Consider the following 20094-nt stretch of genomic DNA (forward strand, 5'->3'; position numbering starts at 1 on the left):
GTCATTCAGTCAGGACGGCTTCCATGACCCAGGCACCCCAGCCTCAGCAGGATGACAGGCTCCGTGACTACCTGAAGCGGGCGACCGCCGAACTGCAGAGCACCCGGCAGCAGTTGAACGCGCTGAAGGACGCCGCCCGCGAACCCGTCGCCATCGTCGGCATGTCCTGCCGCTTCCCCGGCGGCGTCGCCTCCCCGGAGGAACTGTGGCGGCTCGTCGCCGAGGGCCGGGACGCGGTCTCGCCCTTCCCCACCAACCGGGGCTGGGACGTCGACGCCCTCTACGACCCCGAGCCGGGCGCCGAGGGCAAGACCTACACCCGCGCCGGCGGCTTCCTCCATGACGCGGACCGGTTCGACGCCGACTTCTTCTCCCTCAGTCCCCGCGAAGCCGTCGAGTCCGACGTCCAGCAGCGCATCCTCCTCGAACTCGCCTGGGAGGCCTTCGAGTCGGCGGGCATCGACCCCACCCTCGCCCACGGCAGCCGCACCGGCGTCTTCGCCGGGATGGTCTACCACGACTACCCGGGCAACGCGAACATGGGCTCCATCGTCTCGGGCCGGGTCGCCTACACCTTCGGCTTCGAGGGCCCGGCGGTCACGGTCGACACGGCGTGCTCGTCGTCACTCGTCGCCATGCACCTCGCCGCCCAGGCCCTCCGCTCGGGCGAGTGCACCCTCGCGCTCGCCGGCGGCGTGAACGTCATGTCCGCCCCTGACGCCTTCGTGGAGTTCAGCCGGCAGCGGGGTCTGTCGGCGGACGGGCGGTGCAAGGCGTTCGCCGAGGCGGCGGACGGTACGGGGTGGGGCGAGGGTGCGGGGCTGCTGCTGTTGGAGCGTCTGTCGGATGCGCGGCGGCTGGGGCATCCGGTGCTGGCGGTGGTGCGGGGTTCGGCGGTCAACCAGGACGGTGCGTCGAACGGACTCACCGCGCCGAACGGGCCGGCCCAGCAGCGCGTGATCCGGGCGGCACTGACCAGTGCCGGCCTGTCCGCCGCGGACGTGGACGTGGTGGAGGGGCACGGCACCGGGACGCGGCTCGGTGACCCGATCGAGGCGCAGGCGTTGCTGGCCACGTACGGGCAGGGCCGGGAGGGCCGGGAGCCCCTCTACCTGGGCTCGCTGAAGTCGAACCTGGGCCACACGCAGGCCGCCGCGGGCGTGGGCGGTGTCATCAAGCTGGTGGAGGCCATGCGGCACGGGATCATGCCGCGGACCCTGCACGTGGACGCCCCGACCTCGCACGTGGACTGGTCGGCGGGCGCGGTGGAACTGCTGACGGAGGCACGGGACTGGCCGACGGCCGAGGACCGGCCGCGGCGGGCGGCGGTGTCGTCGTTCGGGGTGAGCGGGACCAATGCGCACCTGATCGTCGAACAGGCACCGGATGAGGCCGAGTCGGAGGCTTCCGAGCCCGGACTCGGCGGTCCGGTGCCGCTCGTCCTGTCGGCCCGGTCACCGGAGGCGTTGACGGAGTCCGCCGCCCGGCTGGCGACCTGGTGGTCCGGGCACGAGGACGTCGAACCGGGCGAGGTAGCCTCGGCGTTGGCGCACGGTCGCGCCGCCCTGGAGCACCGCGCCGTCGTGCTCGCCACCGACCGCGACGAGGCACTGGCCGGCCTGACCGCGCTCGCCTCCGAAGGGTCCGGCGCCGTCACCGGTCGGGTGACCGCGGGCGGGACCGGGTGGCTGTTCACGGGGCAGGGATCGCAGTGGCTGGGGATGGGGCGTGAACTCTGCGACTGCGAGCCGGTGTTCGCGGCTGCTTTCGCGGAGGCGTGTGAGGCGCTGGACCGGCATCTCGTACGGCCGGTGCGTGACGTGATCTGGGGTGAGGACCCGTCTGGGGTGGATGCGACGGTGTTCACCCAGGCGGGATTGTTCGCCGTACAGGCGGGTCTGGTGGGGGTGTTGCGGCACTGGGGTGTGACTCCGGATGTGCTGGTGGGGCATTCGATCGGGGAGATCGCTGCTGCTTATGCGGCGGGGGTGTTCGGGCTTGAGGATGCGGCGCGGTTGGTGGTGGCGCGGGGTTCGTTGATGCAGGCGTTGCCGGAGGGCGGCGGCATGCTGGCGCTTGCCACCGGCGTCGAGCAGGCCGAGAAGTTGATCGACGGTCTCTGTGTCGACATCGCGGCCGTCAACGGGCCCGCAGCGGTGGTGGTGTCGGGACCGGTCGTGGACCTGGAGCAGGTGGCCGGCCGGGCTGAGGCGGCGGGTGTGCGGGCGACCCGGTTGTCCGTCTCGCACGCTTTCCATTCGCGGTTGATGGAGCCGATGTTGGAGGAGTTCGCCCAGGTCGCCGCCACCGTCACCTATCGCGAGCCGAGGGTCCCGGTGGTCTCCAATGTGACCGGTGAGGTCGTGTCGGTGGAGCTGACCGATCCGGGTTACTGGGTGCGGCACGTGCGGGAGGCAGTGCGGTTCGCCGACGGTCTCGCCAGGGCGCGGGAGTTGGGCGTGACGCGTTTCGTGGAGGTCGGCCCCGAAGCCGTACTGACCGCGATGGCCCGGCAGAGTCTCGACGACACCGCCGAGCCGACCTTCGCGCCGCTGATGCGCCGGCCCAAGGACGGCGCCTCCGCTCAGGGCACCCTGCTCGCGGCCGCCGCCGCCCTGCACGTGTCCGGAGCGGCCGTGGACTGGCACCTGCCCGCCCCCCGTCGCCACCTCGACCTGCCCACGTACCCCTTCCAGCGCAGCCGCTACTGGGCCGACGCACCGGTGACGGCCCGGCACCCCGAGGACCGGGCCCGGCAGCAGGTCGACGAGTGGCGCTACGAGGTCGGCTGGGAGGCGCTGGAGGGGAACGGGGCCGCGGAGCTCACGGGGGACTGGTGGCTGCTCGTACCGGCCGGGAGCGACGACGTGGACGGCTGTCGCGTCTTCGGCGGCCTGGCCCGCCGGGGAGCCCGGCTGACCGTCGTCGACGTACCGGAGGCGGACCGCGAGGACATCGCCGCGCTGCTCCGCGCCAGGCTGGCCGAAGGGCCCGCCCCGACGGGAATCGTCAGCCTGCTCGGCGGTGAACGGCGCCCGGGGGACCCGCCCGCCGCGTCCCACGGCCTCCTCGTCAGCGTCGCCACCGTTCAGGCCGTCGTGGACGTCGGACTCGCCACCCGCCTGTGGTTCCTGACGACCGGCGCCGTCGCCGTCACCGGCCCCGAGGAGCTCACCGCGCCCGACCAGGCGTCCCTCTGGGGCGTGGCCGTCGGCACCGCGCTCGACCACCCCGACGTCTGGGGCGGCATCGTCGACCTGCCCGTCGCGTTCGGCGAGGCCGACGTCGAGGCGCTCTGCCGGGTGCTCGCCGCGGGCACCGAGGACCAGGCCGCCGTCCGCGGCGGGACCGCCTACGGACGCCGGCTGCGGCACGCCGTGGTCGCGGACCCGATCGCGGCGGCGTGGCGGCCGCGCGGGACCGTCCTGGTGACGGGAGGAACCGGCGGCGTCGGCGGCGAGGTCGCCCGCTGGCTGGCCGCGAACGGCGCCGAGCACATCGTGCTCGCCGGCCGCCGCGGGGGTGCCGCGCCCGGCGCCGCCGCGCTCGCCGAGGAACTCACCGCGGCCGGCACCCCGGTCACGCTCGCCGCGTGCGACGCCACCGACGCCGACGCCCTGCGCCGCCTCGTCGACGCCGTTCCCGCGGAGCGGCCGCTCACCGCCGTGGTGCACGCCGCCGGCCGGTCGCAGCGGCTGGCTCCCCTGACCGAGCTGTCCGCCGACGAGTTCGTCGACGTGATCCGGGCCAAGGTGGCGGGCGCACGCGCGCTCGACGAGGCCGTAGGCGACCGCCCGCTGGACGCCTTCGTCGTCTTCTCCTCCGGCGCCGCCGTGTGGGGCAGCGTCAACCAGACCGCGTACAGCACCGGAAACGCCTTCCTCGACGCCTTCGTCCAGGACCGGCGCCGCCGCGGCAGACCGGCCACGGCCATGGCCTGGGGACCGCTCGACACCGGCATGCTCGACGCGGAGGCCGCGGACTACATGCGCCGCATCGGCGCGCCCCCGATGGTCACCGCCACGGCCCTGACGGCGTTGCGCCATGCCGGCGGGTCGGCGCCGGCGCACCAGGTGGTGGCCGCCTTCGACTGGGAGCGCTTCGCGCCGACCTTCACCCTCGCCCGGCCCCGCCCGCTGCTCGACGCCCTGCCCGAGGTGCGCGCCGCGCTCGGCGGCGGCCAGGCCGAGGGAGGACCCGGCGCCTCCGAACTCGCCGACCGGCTCGCCTCGCTGCCGCCCGCCGGACAGCTCCACGCGGTGCTGGACGTCGTACGCACCCAGGTGGCGACCGTCCTCGCCTACGCGGACCCCTCGACGCTCAACCTCGACCGCCCCTTCGCCGACCTCGGCTTCGACTCGCTCGCCGCCGTCGAACTGCGCGGAGGCCTCGGCAAGGTCACGGGACTCGCCCTGCCCAGCACGCTGGCCTTCGACTTCGCCAGCCCCGCCACCCTGGCCGAGCATCTCCGCTCGCGCCTCTGCCCCGACCCGGCGGAGCAGGCCGCCGCACTGCTCGACGAGCACCTGGCAGGGCTGGAACGGGCCATCGAGGCCATGGCGCCGGCCGACCTGGAGACCACCGGGGCGACCACGCGGCTGCGGTCCCTGCTCAGCCGGCTCGACCACCCCGCCGACGACGGTGACCTCACCGACCGGCTGGAGTCCGCCACCGCGGACGACGTCTTCGACTACATCGACAGCGAGCTCGGTCTCGGCGCGAGCAACTGACCCGAAGGAAGCGGCGGAACCGATGTCCACTGACGGCAAGCTCCTCGACTACCTCAAGCGGGTCACGGCCGACCTCGCACGGACCCGGCAGCGCCTCGCCGAAGCCGAGTCCCGGGACCAGGAGCCCATCGCCATCGTCGCGATGAGCTGCCGCTACCCCGGCTCGGTGAACTCGGCCGACGACCTGTGGCGCCTGGTCCGCGACGGAGTCGACGCCACCTCGGACTTCCCGACCGACCGCGGCTGGCGGGTCGCGGCGGCCCAGCCCGCGGGCGCGGCGGAGCCCCTCCGGACCGCCGAGCGAGCCGGCCGCGCCGACGCGCCCGGCTCCGTGGACGCGACCTTCCTTGGGGTTCCGGCCGGTCCCGCGGACGCGGGCGAGGGCACGGGGGAGGCCGGCGGGGTCACCCGGGGCGGGTTCGTCACGGACGCCGCCCTGTTCGAGCCGGGCTTCTTCGACATCTCGCCGCGTGAGGCGGTCGCGATGGACCCGCAGCAGCGACTGGTCCTGGAGACGGCGTGGGAGGCCTTCGAACGCGCCGGGATCGACGCCCACACGCTCAAGGGCACGAAGGTCGGCACCTTCATCGGCTCCGGTCTGCAGGACTACGGCTACCTGCTCGAAGGCGCCCCCGAACTCGCGCAGACCTACCAGGCCACGTCCACCGCCGCGTCCGTGCTCGCCGGCCGTGTCGCCTACACCTTCGGCTTCGAGGGCCCGACGGTGACCGTCGACACGGCCTGCTCGTCGTCCCTGGTGGCGCTGCACCTCGCGGCACAGGCCCTGCGGGCCGATGAGTGCTCCATGGCCCTGGCCGGCGGAGTCATGATCATGTCCACGGCCGGGGCCTTCGTCGGCTTCGGCAAGCAGGGCGGACTCGCCGCCGACGGGCGCTGCAAGCCGTTCGCGGACGCGGCGGACGGGACCGCGTGGGGCGAGGGCGCCGGTCTGCTCCTGGTCGAGAAGCTCTCGGACGCGCGGCGGCTGGGGCATCCGGTACTGGCGGTGGTGCGGGGTTCGGCGGTCAACCAGGACGGTGCGTCGAACGGACTCACCGCGCCGAACGGGCCCTCCCAACAGCGCGTGATCCGGGCGGCACTGGCCAACGCCGGCCTGTCCGCCGTGGACGTGGACGTGGTGGAGGGGCACGGCACCGGGACGCGCCTCGGGGACCCCATCGAGGCGCAGGCGTTGCTGGCCACGTACGGGCAGGGCCGGGAGGGCCGGGAGCCCCTGTACCTGGGCTCGCTGAAGTCGAACCTCGGGCACACGCAGGCCGCCGCGGGTGTCGCGGGTGTGATCAAGCTGGTGGAGGCGATGCGGCACGGGATCATGCCGCGGACGCTGCATGTGGACGCCCCGTCGTCGCAGGTCGACTGGTCGGCGGGCGCGGTGGAACTGCTGACGGAGGTACGGGACTGGCCTACGGCCGAGGACCGGCCGCGGCGGGCGGCGGTGTCGTCGTTCGGCATCAGCGGCACCAACGCGCACGTGATTCTGGAGCAGGCCTCCGAGCCGCCCGCGGCCTCCGGGCTGTCGGAGACGCCTCAGACGCCTCAGATGACTGCGGCGTCCGAGGCGTCCGAGGCGTCTGAGGCGTCCGCGATGTCCGGGGCTTCGGAAGAGGCTGGGGCGTCTACGGTGTCTGGGCCGGCTGGTCCGTCTGGAGTGCCTGCCGCCTCCGGGGCTGCTGGGGCTTCGGATGAGGGCGGCGCGGTCGGCGCGGGAGCGTCGGCGCAGGTAGTGGGCGTCGGCGGTCCCGTCGCGGTCCGGCTGTCGGCCCGGTCACCGGAGGCGTTGGCGGAGTCCGCCGCCCGGCTGGCGTCGTGGTGGTCCGCTCGTGAGGATGTCGAAGTCGCCGAGATGGGCGCGGCGTTGGCCCACGGGCGGGCCTCCCTGGAGCATCGCGCGGTGATCCTCGCTGCCGACCGGGGGGAGGCGTTGACGCGTCTGGCCTCGTTCGTGGCCGACTGGACCGGTGCGGTGACGGGGCGGGTGTCGGCCGGTCGGACGGGGTGGTTGTTCACGGGGCAGGGGTCGCAGTGGCTGGGAATGGGGCGTGAACTCTGCGACTCCGAGCCGGTGTTCGCGGCTGCCTTCGAGGAGGCGTGCGAGGCGCTGGACCGGCATCTGTCCGTTCCGATCCGTGACGTGATCTGGGGCGAGGACCCGTCTGCGGTGGATGCGACGGTGTTCACGCAGGCGGGTCTGTTCGCTGTGCAGGCGGGTCTGGTCGCCGTTCTGCGGCACTGGGGTGTGACTCCGGACGTGCTTCTGGGCCATTCGATCGGGGAGATCTCCGCCGCTTATGCGGCGGGGGTGTTCGGGCTTGAGGACGCGGCGCGGTTGGTGGTGGCGCGGGGTTCGTTGATGCAGGCGTTGCCCGAGGGCGGCGGCATGCTCGCGCTTGCCGCCGGTGTCGAGCAGGTCGAGGAACTGATCGACGGTCTCTCCGTCGACATCGCGGCCGTCAACGGGCCCGCTGCGGTTGTCGTTTCGGGACCGGTGACCGACCTGGACCGGCTGGCCGGCCGGGCTTCCGACGTCGACGTGCGCGTCACCCGGTTGTCGGTCTCGCACGCTTTCCATTCGCGTTTGATGGAGCCGATGTTGGCGGAGTTCGCCCGGGTCGCCGCCACGGTCGCGTACGCCGAGCCGAGCGTCCCGGTGGTCTCCAACGTCACCGGTCAGGTCGTGTCGGCGGAGCTGACCGAACCGGGCTATTGGGTGCGGCACGTGCGCGAGGCGGTCCGGTTCGCCGACGGTCTTGCCACGGCCCGCGGGCTCGGCGTGACCCGATTCGTGGAGGTCGGGCCCGAAGCCGTACTCACGGCGATGGCCCGGCAGAGTCTCGACGACACAACCGAGTCGACCTTCGCGCCCCTGATGCGCCGCCCGAAGTCCGAGGGCCCGACCGCCCGGACGACGCTCCTCACCGCTGCCGCCGCCCTGTACGCGTCCGGTGTGGCCGTCGACCTGCATCTGCCCGCGCCGGTCCGCCACCTCGACCTGCCCACCTACCCCTTCCAACGCCGTCACTACTGGGTCGAACCCACCGCCTCGGTCGCCGACGTCCGTGCGGCCGGGCTCGACGCCGCCCAGCATCCGCTGCTGGGCGCGGCCGTCGGTGTCGCCGACACCGGGGGAGCCCTGCTCACCGGGCGCCTGTCCGTCGAGACCCAGCCGTGGCTCGCGGACCACCGCGTCGGGGACGAGGTGTTCTTCCCGGGGACGGGCATGCTGGAGCTCGCCGTCCGTGCCGGCGACCAGGTCGGCTGCCGCCGGGTCGAGGAACTGACCCTGCACGCTCCGCTGGTACTGCCCGCGGCGGGGGCCGTGCAGGTCCAGGTCACGGTCGGACCGGCCGACGAGCAGGGCCTGCACGCGGTGGCCGTCCACGCTCGTCCCACGGGGCCGGACGCCCCCGAGCAGTGGGTCCGGCACGCCTCCGGATCGCTCTCCGCCGCCGCGACGTCCGCACCGTCGGCCGCGATCCCGCCGGAGACGTTCGCCGCCTGGCCGCCTTCCGGGGCGCAGCCCGTCGACATCGAGGCCCTCTACCCCGACCTCGCGGCGTCCGGGCTGCGCTACGGCCCGGTCTTTCAGGGCCTGCGCCGGGCCTGGCGGCTCGACGACGAGGTCTTCGCCGACGTCGCCCTCGCGGACGGACGGGGCGGGGCCGGGTTCGGCCTGCACCCCGCCCTGCTCGACGCCGCCCTGCACGCCGTCGCGCTGTCCTCGGCGAACGAGGGGGCCGCGGCACTGCCCTTCAGCTGGTCGGGCTTCGAACTGCACGGCAGTGGGGCCGGCGCGCTCCGGGTCCGAATCCGGCCGCTCGCCGCCAACGAGGTGGCGCTGACCGTCGCCGACCGGACGGGCCAGCCGGTGGCCACCGCCGACTCCCTCTCCCTGCGCCCGCTCGCGAGCAGCGGCCGGCGTCCCGACCCGACACCGCCGCTCTACCAGCAGACCTGGGTTCCGGTCCCGATGCCGGCCGAACCGTTCGCCGTCGAGGAATGGGAGACGCTCGACCCGTCGGCCGTGCCGACCGGGGTGGTGGTGCTCCGGACGTCCCGGGCGGGCGAACGGGACGTCGTGGCCGACGTCCACGCGCGCACCGCCGAAGTCCTCTCCGTGGTGCAGCAGTTCGTCACGGAGCCGCGACTGGCCGGGGCCACCCTGGTCGTGCGCACCGAGGGGGCCGTCTCCGCCGCCGGGGAGCCGGTCGCCGATCTGGCCGGAGCCGCCGTGTGGGGTCTGGTCCGCTCGGCGCAGTCCGAGAACCCGGACCGCTTCGTTCTGGTCGACGCGGACGCCACCCGCGAGGGCGCGGCCGGCGACGGTGGAGACGAACAGGACGTGACAGGCCTCGCCGTCGCCGCCGGTGAGCCTCAACTCGCCCTGCGGGGATCCCGTTTGCTCGCCGCGCGGCTGACACCCCTCCCCGTCCCCGGCGAGCGGCCTCCCGTCTTCACCGAGCGCGGTACGACCCTGGTGACCGGTGGCTTCGGCGCGCTCGGCGGCCGCGTGGCCCGGCACCTGGTGAGCGCCCACGGAGTACGCCGCCTCCTGCTGGTCGGCCGCCGCGGCGCCGAGTCCCCGGGCGCCGCCGCACTCCTCGACGAACTGGCGCGGTCGGGAGCACAGGTCACCGCCTCCGCCTGCGACCTCTCCGACCGTGACGCGGTCGCGGACCTGCTGGCAGCGATCCCGGCAGAAGCGCCGCTGACCGCCGTCGTCCACGCCGCCGGCGTGCTCGACGACGGCGTGATCCCCGCACTGACGCCCGAGCGACTGGACGCCGTACTCGCCGCCAAGGCCGACGCGGCACTCCACCTGCACGAACTTACCCGCGACGCCGACCTGTCGGCCTTCGTGCTGTTCTCCTCCGCCTCCGGGCTGCTCGGCGCACCCGGCCAGGGCAACTACGCGGCGGCGAACACCCTGCTCGACGCGCTGGCCGAGACCCGACGCGCCCATGGACTGCCCGGGCTCTCCCTCGCCTGGGGCATGTGGGCGGTCGCCGACGGCATGGCCGAGGGCGACGAACCGGCCCGCTCCGGTGCGCTGCTCGGCCACACCGCGGAGCAGGGCCTCGCCATGCTGGACGCGGCCCTGCGCTGCGCTCCGGCCCTCGTCGTACCGCTCCGGCTCGACCTCGCCGAACTCCGCCGCGAACCCGAGTCGTCGCCCCCAATCTTCCGCACTCTGGCGCCGGTCCGCAGGCGCCGCGCGGGGAGCGCACGGCCCGGCGACGCGTCCGGGCTCCGGAGCCTGCTGCAGGACGTTCCCGAGGCCGAGTGGGAGCGGACCCTGCTGACCCTGGTCCAGCGCGAGGCCGCGGCCGTGCTGGAGTACCCGGACCCGGCCGCCATCGAGGCGACCAAGGCCTTCCGGGACATGGGTTTCGACTCGCTGGCCGGTGTGGAACTCCGGAACCGCATCAACACCGCCACCGGCCTGCGGCTGCCGGCCACGCTGGTCTTCGACCATCCCGAGCCGGCCGTGCTGGCCCGGTTCCTCCGGGAGGAGGCCGGCGATTCGGCCGCCGTCGCCGCGACACCGGCGCGCCGGACCGGCGCCGTCCCGGACGCCGAGCCGATCGTCATCGTGTCGATGGCCTGCCGCTACCCGGGCGGCGTCGCGTCCCCGGAGGACCTGTGGCGCCTGGTCGCCGAGGGCCGCGACGCGGTCTCCCCGTTCCCCGTCGACCGGGGCTGGGACCTCGCCCGGCTGGTGGACCCCAGCCGCACGGCGCCGGACACGACGTACGTCGACCACGGCGGCTTCCTCCACGACGCCGATCTCTTCGACGGCGACTTCTTCGGGATCAGCCCCAACGAGGCGCTGATCATGGACCCGCAGCAGCGCCTGCTGCTGGAGACGTCCTGGGAGGCCTTCGAGCGGGCCGGCATCGACCCCGGCATGCTGAAGGGCAGCGACACCGGCGTCTTCACGGGCGTCATGTACCACGACTATCCGCACAACACGGCGACCGGCGCGATCGCCTCCGGCCGGGTGTCGTACGTCTTCGGCCTCGAAGGCCCGTCGATGACCATCGACACGGCCTGCTCGTCGTCGCTCGTCGCCCTGCACCTGGCCGCCCAGGCGCTGCGTTCGGGGGAGTGCTCGCTGGCCCTGGTCGGCGGGGTGACGGTGATGGCGACGCCGGAGACCTTCGTCGAGTTCAGCCGCCAGCGCGGGCTCGCCGCCGACGGGCGCTGCAAGGCCTTCGCCGACGCCGCTGACGGGACGGGCTGGTCGGAGGGCGTCGGTCTGCTGCTGGTCGAGAGACTGTCGGACGCGCGCCGGCTCGGACACCCGGTCCTCGCGGTCGTGCGCGGTTCCGCGGTCAACCAGGACGGCGCGTCCAACGGCCTGACCGCACCGAACGGGCCCTCCCAGCAGCGCGTGATCCGGGCCGCACTGGCCAACGCCGGCCTGTCCGTGACCGATGTGGACCTGGTGGAGGGGCACGGCACCGGTACCCGCCTCGGCGACCCGATCGAGGCGCAGGCGCTCCTGGCGACCTACGGGCGGGGCCGGGACGGCGAGCCGCTGTACCTGGGATCGCTGAAGTCGAACCTGGGCCACGCCCAGGCCGCGGCCGGCGTGGGCGGCGTCATCAAGCTCGTGGAGGCGATGCGGCACGGCGTGATGCCGCGGACGCTGCATGTGGACGCCCCGTCGTCGCAGGTCGACTGGTCGGCGGGTGCGGTGGAGCTGCTGACCGAGCCGCGGGCCTGGCCGGCGACGGACGCCGATCGCCCGCGCCGGGCGGCCGTGTCGTCGTTCGGGATCAGCGGCACCAACGCGCACGTGATCCTGGAGCAGCCACCGGCACCGGCACCGGCGCCCGCGGCCGAGCGGCGCGCCCCGGGCGGGACCGCGGTGGCCCTCACCCTGTCGGCCCGCTCGCCGGAGGCCTTGAACGAGGCGGCCGGGCGGCTGGCGTCGTGGTGGTCCGAGCGGGAGGACGTCGAGGTCGGCGAGATCGCCGCGTCATTGGTGTCCAGACGGGCCGCTCTTGAGCATCGTGCGGTGATCGTCGCTGCCGACCGGGGGGAGGCGTTGACGCGTCTGGCCTCGTTCGTGGCCGACGGGACCGGTGCGGTGGCGGGGCGGGTGTCGGCCGGTCGGACGGGGTGGTTGTTCACGGGGCAGGGGTCGCAGTGGCTGGGGATGGGTCGTGAACTCTGCGACTCCGAGCCGGTGTTCGCGGCGGCACTCGCTGAGGCGTGTGAGGCGCTGGACCGGCATCTCGTGCGGCCGGTGCGTGAGGTGATCTGGGGTGGGGATGCGTCTGCGGTGGATGCGACGGTGTTCACGCAGGCGGGTCTGTTCGCCGTGCAGGCGGGTCTGGTGGCGGTGTTGCGGCACTGGGGTGTGACTCCGGATGTGCTGGTGGGGCATTCGATCGGGGAGATCTCTGCTGCGTATGCGGCGGGGGTGTTCGGTCTTGAGGATGCGGCGCGGTTGGTGGTGGCGCGGGGTTCGTTGATGCAGGCGTTGCCGGAGGGTGGCGGCATGCTGGCGCTTGCCGCCGGCGTCGAGCGGGTCGAGAAGCTGATGGAGGGGCTGGCCGTGGACGTCGCGGCCGTCAACGGACCCGCTGCGGTGGTCGTTTCGGGACCGGTCGTGGACCTGGAGCAGGTGGCCGGCCGGGCTGAGGCGGCGGGTGTGCGGGCGACCCGGTTGTCCGTCTCGCACGCTTTCCATTCGCGTTTGATGGAGCCGATGTTGGAGGAGTTCGCCCGGGTCGCCGCCACCGTCACCTATCGCGAGCCGAGCGTCCCGGTGGTCTCCAACGTCACCGGTCAGGTCGTGTCGGCGGAGCTGACCGACCCGGGTTACTGGGTGCGGCACGTGCGCGAGCCCGTGCGGTTCGCTGACGGGCTGGCCACGGCTCGCGGGCTGGGCGTGACGCGTCTCGTGGAGGTCGGGCCCGATGCCGTACTCACGGCGATGGCCCGGCAGAGTCTCGACGACACCGCCGAGCCGACCTTCGCGCCGCTGATGCGCCGCCCCAAGCCGGGCGGTCCGACCGCCCCGGCCACGTTGCTGACGGCGGCCGCCGCCCTCCACGCCACCGGCGCCGCCGTCGACTGGCATCTGCCGGAGCCCGCCCGACACCTCGACCTGCCCACGTATCCCTTCCAGCGTCGTAGCTACTGGCTGTCCGGGCCGGCGCAGGTGTCTGCCGGTGTGGGTGCGGCGGGGTTGCGGGAGACCGGGCACGGTCTGCTGGCCGCGTCCGTCACCACGACGGACGGTGGTTCGACGGTGCTGACGGGCCGGATCGGTGTGCGGAGTCATCCCTGGCTGGCGGATCATGCGGTGGCCGGGGTGGTTCTCGTGCCGGGTACGGCGCTGCTGGACATGGCGTTGTACGCCGCCGACGTCACCGGGTACGGCGAGGTCGGTGAGCTGGTCATCGGGCAGCCCCTCACGCTGCCCGCGCAGGGGGCCGTGGACGTGCAGGTCCAGGTGACCGCCGCTAACGACCAGGCGGAACTCACCGTCCACTCCCGCCCCGCCGACGCCCCCGAGACCCCGTGGACCGCCCACGCCACCGGCACCCTCACCCTGAGCACCGCCCCGACCCCCGCTCCCGCGGCACCGCACACCTGGCCCCCGGCCGGGGCCGCGCCCTTCGACGTCTCCGGCGGATACGCGGAGCTCCTCGAACTGGGGCTGCAGTACGGTCCGGCCTTCCAGGGCTTGCGGGCGGCCTGGCGGCACGGCGACGACGTGTACGCGGAGGTCGTGCTGCCGGAGGGCGTCGACGCAGCGGGCCACGCGGTGCACCCCGCGCTGCTCGACGCCGCTCTGCACGCCGTCGCCCTGCTCGACAGCGACACCGGAGGGAGCACCGTACGGCTTCCGTTCGCCTGGTCCGGCGTCACCCTCCTGGCGGAACGGCCGAGCCATCTGCGGGTCCGTCTCACGCTCGACGGCGCCGGTGTCCGACTGCGGGCGTGGGACCCGGCGGGGGAGCCGGTGCTCGCCGTGGACTCGCTGGCGCTGCGCGAGCTGTCGGCGACGTCGCTGGACGCGCCCGCGGCGGCCGTCGACGGCCTCTACGAACTGAGCTGGATCTCGCGGGGGCCGCTCGTGTCGCCGGGGAGGACGCCGGCGAGCGGCCGGGTGCTCGACTTCACCGAGCTGCCCGGGGACGGCGACGTGCCGGAACACGTCGTGCTGCGGGCCGGCGGCGGCGATCCGCGTGCGGACGTACACACCGCGCTCGCGGCCGTGCAGGACTGGCTCGCCGACCCGCGCACGTCGGCGTCGACGCTCGTCGTGCTCACCCGCGGGGCCGTCTCCGTCGCGGGCGAGGACGTCCCCGACCTGGCCGGCGCCGCCGTCCGTGGTCTGGTCCGTTCGGCCCAGGCGGAGAACCCGGGCCGCATCGTCCTCGTAGACGTAGACGTAGACGTAGACGTAGACGTAGACGAAGACGGAGACGGGGATGCGGATGGATGCGGCGGGGGCCTCCCCTTCGACGCGCTGACCGGTCTGGGCGAGTCCCAACTGGCCGTCCGCAACGGCGAGATCCTCGCCGCCCGACTGCTGCCCGCCACCGCACCGCCCGCGCCCCCCGGCATGTCCGCGAACCCGGCGGCGCTCCCCGCTGCCGCCGGATTCGGCGACGGCACCGTGCTCGTCACCGGCGCGACCGGCAACCTCGGCCGGCTCTTCTCCCGGCACCTCGTCACCGAACGCGGCGTGCGCAGCCTGCTGTTGGTCGGACGCAGGGGAGCGGACGCGCCGGGGATGCCCGAGTTGGTCGAGGAACTCACCGCACTGGGCGCCGACGTCAGGGTGGCCGCCTGCGACGTCGGCGACCGCGCGGCGCTCGCCCACGTCCTCGCCGGCGTTCCCGAGGACGCCCCGATCACGGCGGTCGTCCACTCCGCCGGCGTGCTCGACGACGGCGTCATCGCGTCGCTGACACCCGAGCGCGTCGACACGGTCTTCCGGCCGAAGGCCGATGCCGCGCTGCACCTGCACGAGCTGACCCGGGACCTGGACCTCTCGGCCTTCGTCCTCTTCTCCTCGGCGGCGGGCGTGCTCGGCGCCCCGGGCCAGGGCAACTACGCCGCCTCCAACGCCCTGCTCGACGCCCTCGCCGCACACCGCCGCGCCACCGGCCTGGCCGCCCAGTCGCTCGCCTGGGGGCTGTGGTCGCTCGACGGCGGCATGGCGGGCGAGCTCGGTGAGGCCGACCTCCAGCGCCTCCGCCGGGCCGGCGTCGAGCCGCTCACCGAGAAGAAGGGCACCGAGCTCTTCGACCGGGCCGGCGACTCCGACCGGCCACTGCTCGTCCCGATGCTGCTCGACACCTCCGCGAACGGCGAAGGAGAGGTGCCCGACCTGCTGCGGGCCCTGATCCGGGTCCCGGGACGGCGCCGGGCCGCCGCGGGCGCCGACCGAGGAGCCGCGCTGCGTGAACGGCTGGCCGCCCTCACGCCCGCCGAGCGCCTCGACCGCATCTCCGACCTCGTACGCGGACAGGCGGCGGCACTGCTGGGCTATTCCGGCCCGGAGGCGATCGACGCACAACGCCCCTTCGGCGACATGGGATTCGACTCCCTCGCCGCCGTCGAGTTCCGCAACGGCCTCGGCACCGCCACCGGCCTGCGCCTGCCCGCGACACTCGGCTTCGACTACCCGACCCCGGCCGGCCTGGCCGCCCACCTCGCCGAACAGCTCTTCCCCGAGGGACAGTCCGACCCCACCGCGGAGCAGGACGTCCGGTCCGCCCTGCAGAGCATCCCGCTCGCCCGGCTGCGCGACGCCGGGCTGCTCGACACCCTGCTCCAACTCGCCGGTCGCGCCGGTACCGACTCCACCACCCCGCCCGTCGGCTCCGACACCGACGACGCCGGCTCCGGCGCCGTGGACGTCGACGCCATGGACGCGGACGCCCTGATCAACCTGGCGCTCGAAGGCGCCGACTTCGACGACGTCGCCGAGGATGCGTGAGGCTGCCATGACCGGAACCGACGAGAAGCTCGTCCACGCGCTGCGCGCCTCCGTCAAGGAGACCGAGCGGCTGCGCGGACAGCTGCGACAGGTCACCGCGGACAGCCGCGAACCCGTCGCGATCGTGTCGATGGCCTGCCGCTACCCGGGCGGCGTCGCGTCCCCGGAGGACCTGTGGCGCCTGGTCGCCGAGGGCCGCGACGCGGTCTCCCCGTTCCCGGCCGACCGCGGCTGGGACGTCGACGGGCTCTACGACCCCGAGCCGGGCGTCGAGGGCAAGTCGTACACGCGCGAGGGCGGCTTCCTCCACGAGGCGGCCGCCTTCGACCCCGCCTTCTTCAACATCAGCCCCAACGAGGCCCAGCTCATGGACCCGCAGCAGCGCCTGCTGCTGGAGACGTCCTGGGAGGCCTTCGAACGGGCCGGCATCGACCCCGGCACGCTGAAGGGCAGCCGCACGGGTGTCTTCGCGGGCGTCATGTACCACGACTACCCGTACAACTCCGCGACCGGAGCCATCGCCTCCGGCCGCATCTCCTATGTGTTCGGTTTCGAAGGCCCCGCGGTGACGGTGGACACGGCGTGCTCGTCGTCGCTCGTCGCCCTGCACCTGGCGGTGCAGGCGCTGCGTTCGGGGGAGTGCTCGCTGGCCCTGGTCGGCGGGGTGACGGTGATGGCGACGCCGGAGACCTTCGTCGAGTTCAGCCGCCAGCGAGGGCTCGCCGCCGACGGGCGCTGCAAGTCGTTCGCCGACGCGGCGGACGGGACGGGCTGGTCGGAGGGGGTCGGTCTGCTGCTGGTCGAGAGGCTGTCGGACGCGCGCCGGCTCGGACACCCGGTGCTCGCGGTCGTACGGGGCTCGGCGGTCAACCAGGACGGTGCGTCGAACGGTCTCACGGCACCGAACGGACCGTCGCAGCAGCGCGTCATACGGGCCGCCCTCGCCAACGCGCGGGTCGGCGCGGACCAGGTCGACCTGGTGGAGGGGCACGGCACCGGCACGCGGCTCGGCGATCCGATCGAGGCGCAGGCGCTGCTCGCCACGTACGGGCAGGGCCGCGAGGTCGGCGAGCCGCTCTACCTGGGGTCGGTGAAGTCGAACCTCGGCCACACGCAGGCGGCCGCCGGAGTCGCCGGCGTGATCAAGCTCGTGCAGGCGATGCGGCACGGCGTGATGCCCCGGACCCTGCATGTCGACCAGCCGTCGTCTCAGGTCGACTGGGCCGCGGGAGCGGTCGAGCTGCTGGCGGAGGCGCGCCCTTGGCCGGTGGTGGACGATCGCCCGCGGCGGGCCGCGGTGTCGTCCTTCGGCATCAGCGGCACCAACGCGCACGTCATCGTCGAACAGGCCCCCGACGAAGCGGAGTTCTCCGTCCCGAAGACCGGGCGACCGGTGGCGCTGACCTGGTCGGCGCGCTCGCCGGAGGCGCTGACCGAGTCCGCCGCCCGGCTGGCGTCCTGGTGGTCCGGACGTGAGGACGTCGAACCGGGAGAGTTGGCCTCGGCGTTGACGCACGGACGTGCCGCACTGGAGCACCGGTCCGCCCTGCTCGCCACCACCCGCGAAGAGGCTCTGGCCGGCCTGGAGGCGTTCACCTCGGAAGCCCCCGGAGCCGCCGTCACCGGACGCGTGATACCCGGTCGGACGGGGTGGTTGTTCACGGGGCAGGGGTCGCAGTGGCTGGGGATGGGGCGTGAACTCTGCGACTCCGAGCCGGTGTTCGCGGCTGCTTTCGCTGAGGCGTGTGAGGCGCTGGACCGGCATCTCGTGCGGCCGGTGCGTGACGTGATCTGGGGTGAGGACCCCGCTGCGGTGGATGCGACGGTGTTCACGCAGGCGGGATTGTTCGCTGTGCAGGCGGGTCTGGTCGGCGTTCTGCGGCACTGGGGTGTGACCCCGGACGTGCTTCTGGGGCATTCGATCGGGGAGATTTCCGCCGCTTACGCCGCTGGGGTGTTCGGGCTTGAGGACGCGGCGCGGTTGGTGGTGGCGCGGGGTTCGTTGATGCAGGCGTTGCCGGAGGGTGGCGGCATGCTCGCCCTTGCCATCGGCGTTGAGCAGGTCGAGAAGCTGACCGACGGTCTCTCTGTCGACATCGCGGCTGTCAACGGGCCCGCTGCGGTTGTCGTCTCCGGCTCGGTGGCGGAGTTGGAGCAGGCGCGTGAACGGGCTGAGGCGGCGGGTGTGCGGGCGACGCGCTTGTCCGTCTCGCACGCCTTCCATTCGCGTTTGATGGAGCCGATGCTGGAGGAGTTCGCCCGAGTCGCCGCCACGGTCGCGTACGCCGAGCCGAGCGTCCCGATGGTCTCCAACGTCACCGGTCAGGTCGTGTCGGCGGAGCTGACCGACCCGGGTTACTGGGTGCGGCACGTGCGCGAGGCGGTCCGGTTCGCCGACGGGCTGGCCACGGCCCGCGGGCTGGGCGTGACGCGTTTCGTGGAGGTCGGGCCCGAGGCCGTACTGACCGCGATGGCGCGCCAGAGTCTCGACGACGCGGACGAGTCGGTGTTCGTCCCGCTGATGCGGCGTCCGAAGGAGGGCGATCCGGGCGCCCACGCCACGCTGCATGCGGCGGCCGCCACCCTGCACGTGTCCGGTGTGGCCGTGGACTGGCACCTGCCCGCCCCCGGTCGCCACCTCGACCTCCCGACCTATCCCTTCCAGCACCGCCACTTCTGGCAGGGCTCGACGTCAGCCGGCGTCGATCCGCGGCAGGTCGGGCAGACGGCGACCGGGCATCCGTTGCTGGGCGCGGCGGTGGCGGTCGCCGAGACCGGGGGCGTCGTGCTCACCGGGCGCTTCTCGGTCGAGGCGCAGCCCTGGCTCGCCGACCACGACATCAACGGGACGATCATCTTCCCGGGGACCGGCTTCGTGGAGCTCGCGATCCGGGCGGGCGACGAGGTCGGGTGCACCGCCCTGGAGGAGCTGACGCTGCGGACCCCGCTCGTCGTTCCGGCGTCCGGTGGTGTCCAGGTGCAGGTGAGCGTGGGTGCGGCGGACGGCTCGGGGCGGCATGCCGTAGCCGTCCACTCGCGGCCCGACGACGGCGGGGACGCCGGGGACGCCGGCGACTGGACCTGCCACGCGGAGGCGCTGCTGTCGACGGCCGACGCTCCGGCCGCCTTCGACCTCGCGACGTGGCCGCCTGCCGGCGCCGAGCCGATCCCGGTCGACGGCGGGTACGAGCGGCTGGCCGAGCGCGGCTACCGCTATGGCCCCACGTTCCGGAACCTCCGCGCGGCCTGGCGGCGGGGCGGCGACGTCTTCGCCGAGGTCGTCCTGCCCGACTCCGCCGACGCCGAGCACTACGGCCTGCACCCCGCGCTGCTCGACTCGGCCCTGCACATCGACCTGATCGCCGGGGACGAGGAGGCGGAGGGGCAGACCTTCCTGCCCTTCGCGTGGACCGACGTCGCGCTGCACGCGTCCGGGTCCCGGGCCCTGCGCGTGCGCATCGAGCGGCGCGAGGGTCAGGCCGCCTCCGCGGTGTTCGTCGCCGACCAGAGCGGACGGCCGGTGGCCACCGTCGGGTCGGTGACCTCGCTGCCGATCGCCCCCGACCACTTCTCGCCCGCCGACCCGACGGCCGAGGCGCTCTTCGGCGTGGCCTGGAAGCCGGTGACGATCGGCACGTCCGAGGGCGCCGCCGCGGCCCCGACCGTCGCCCCCGACGAACTGGGCTCCGCCGAGGGCCCGATCGTCGTGTGCGACTGCACGCCGCCCGACGGGTACGTCCCCGAGGTGACGGCCGCAGCGGCCGAGGCCGCGCTGGGCGCCGTGCAGACCTGGCTGGCCGACGGGCGGCCCACGGACCGCACCCTGGTGGTGCTCACCCGAGGCGGCATGGGGCCCGACGGTCCGGCCGGCCCCGCGGCGGGCGCCGTCTGGGGGCTGGTCCGGGCGGCGCAGGCGGAGAATCCCGGACGCTTCGTCCTGGCGGACGTCGACCACCCCGCCGGCCTCGACCCCGCCGTGTGGCCGGCCGTCGTGGCCTCGGGGGAGACCGAACTCGCCCACCGGGAGGGCTCCTGGCTCGTACCGCGCCTGGAGAAGGCGACACCCGCGGCGGCTTCTGATGGTGGGGGTGTGGTGTCGCGGTGGGGTGGGGGGACGGTGTTGGTGACGGGGGGTACGGGTGGTCTGGGTGCTGTGGTGGCGCGGCATCTGGTGGCGTCGGGGGTGTCGTCGTTGGTGTTGGTGAGTCGTCGGGGTGTGGGGGCTCCGGGGGCTCGGGAGTTGGTGGAGGAGTTGTCGGCGGCCGGTGCCGTGACCGGTGCCGGTGCCGTAGCCGGTGTCGTATCCGGGGCTGGGTCGGCTGGTGGTGGGGTGCGGGTGCGGGTGGTGGCGTGTGATGTGTCGGATCGGGATGC

Annotated in this window: 2 protein-coding genes and 1 pseudogene; all 3 read left to right on the forward strand. The window is 74.0% G+C overall.

Features of this window, described 5'->3' with window-relative positions:
• The first annotated feature begins 23 nt into the window (after positions 1-23).
• On the forward strand, positions 24-4730 hold the full coding sequence (locus tag ACGF1Z_RS33635; RefSeq protein WP_393010113.1) for an SDR family NAD(P)-dependent oxidoreductase: 4707 nt from the start codon (positions 24-26) through the stop codon (positions 4728-4730).
• Positions 4642-15720 carry an SDR family NAD(P)-dependent oxidoreductase gene (locus ACGF1Z_RS33640; protein WP_393010115.1) on the forward strand — a complete coding sequence of 3693 codons (11079 nt, stop codon included), beginning with the start codon at positions 4642-4644 and terminating at the stop codon, positions 15718-15720. Before ACGF1Z_RS33635 ends, ACGF1Z_RS33640 begins: the two co-directional genes overlap by 89 nt.
• A 16-nt stretch (positions 15721-15736) precedes the next feature.
• Positions 15737-20094, forward strand: a pseudogene (locus tag ACGF1Z_RS33645) (beta-ketoacyl synthase N-terminal-like domain-containing protein); the annotation flags it as partial.

This window comes from Streptomyces sp. NPDC048018 (assembly GCF_043202995.1).
Lineage (GTDB): Bacteria > Actinomycetota > Actinomycetes > Streptomycetales > Streptomycetaceae > Streptomyces.

Coding starts and splice junctions, on each gene's coding strand:
- ACGF1Z_RS33635 (WP_393010113.1), top strand. CDS start 24: ATGACCCAGGCACCCCAGCCTCAGCAGGATGACAGGCTCCGTGACTAC.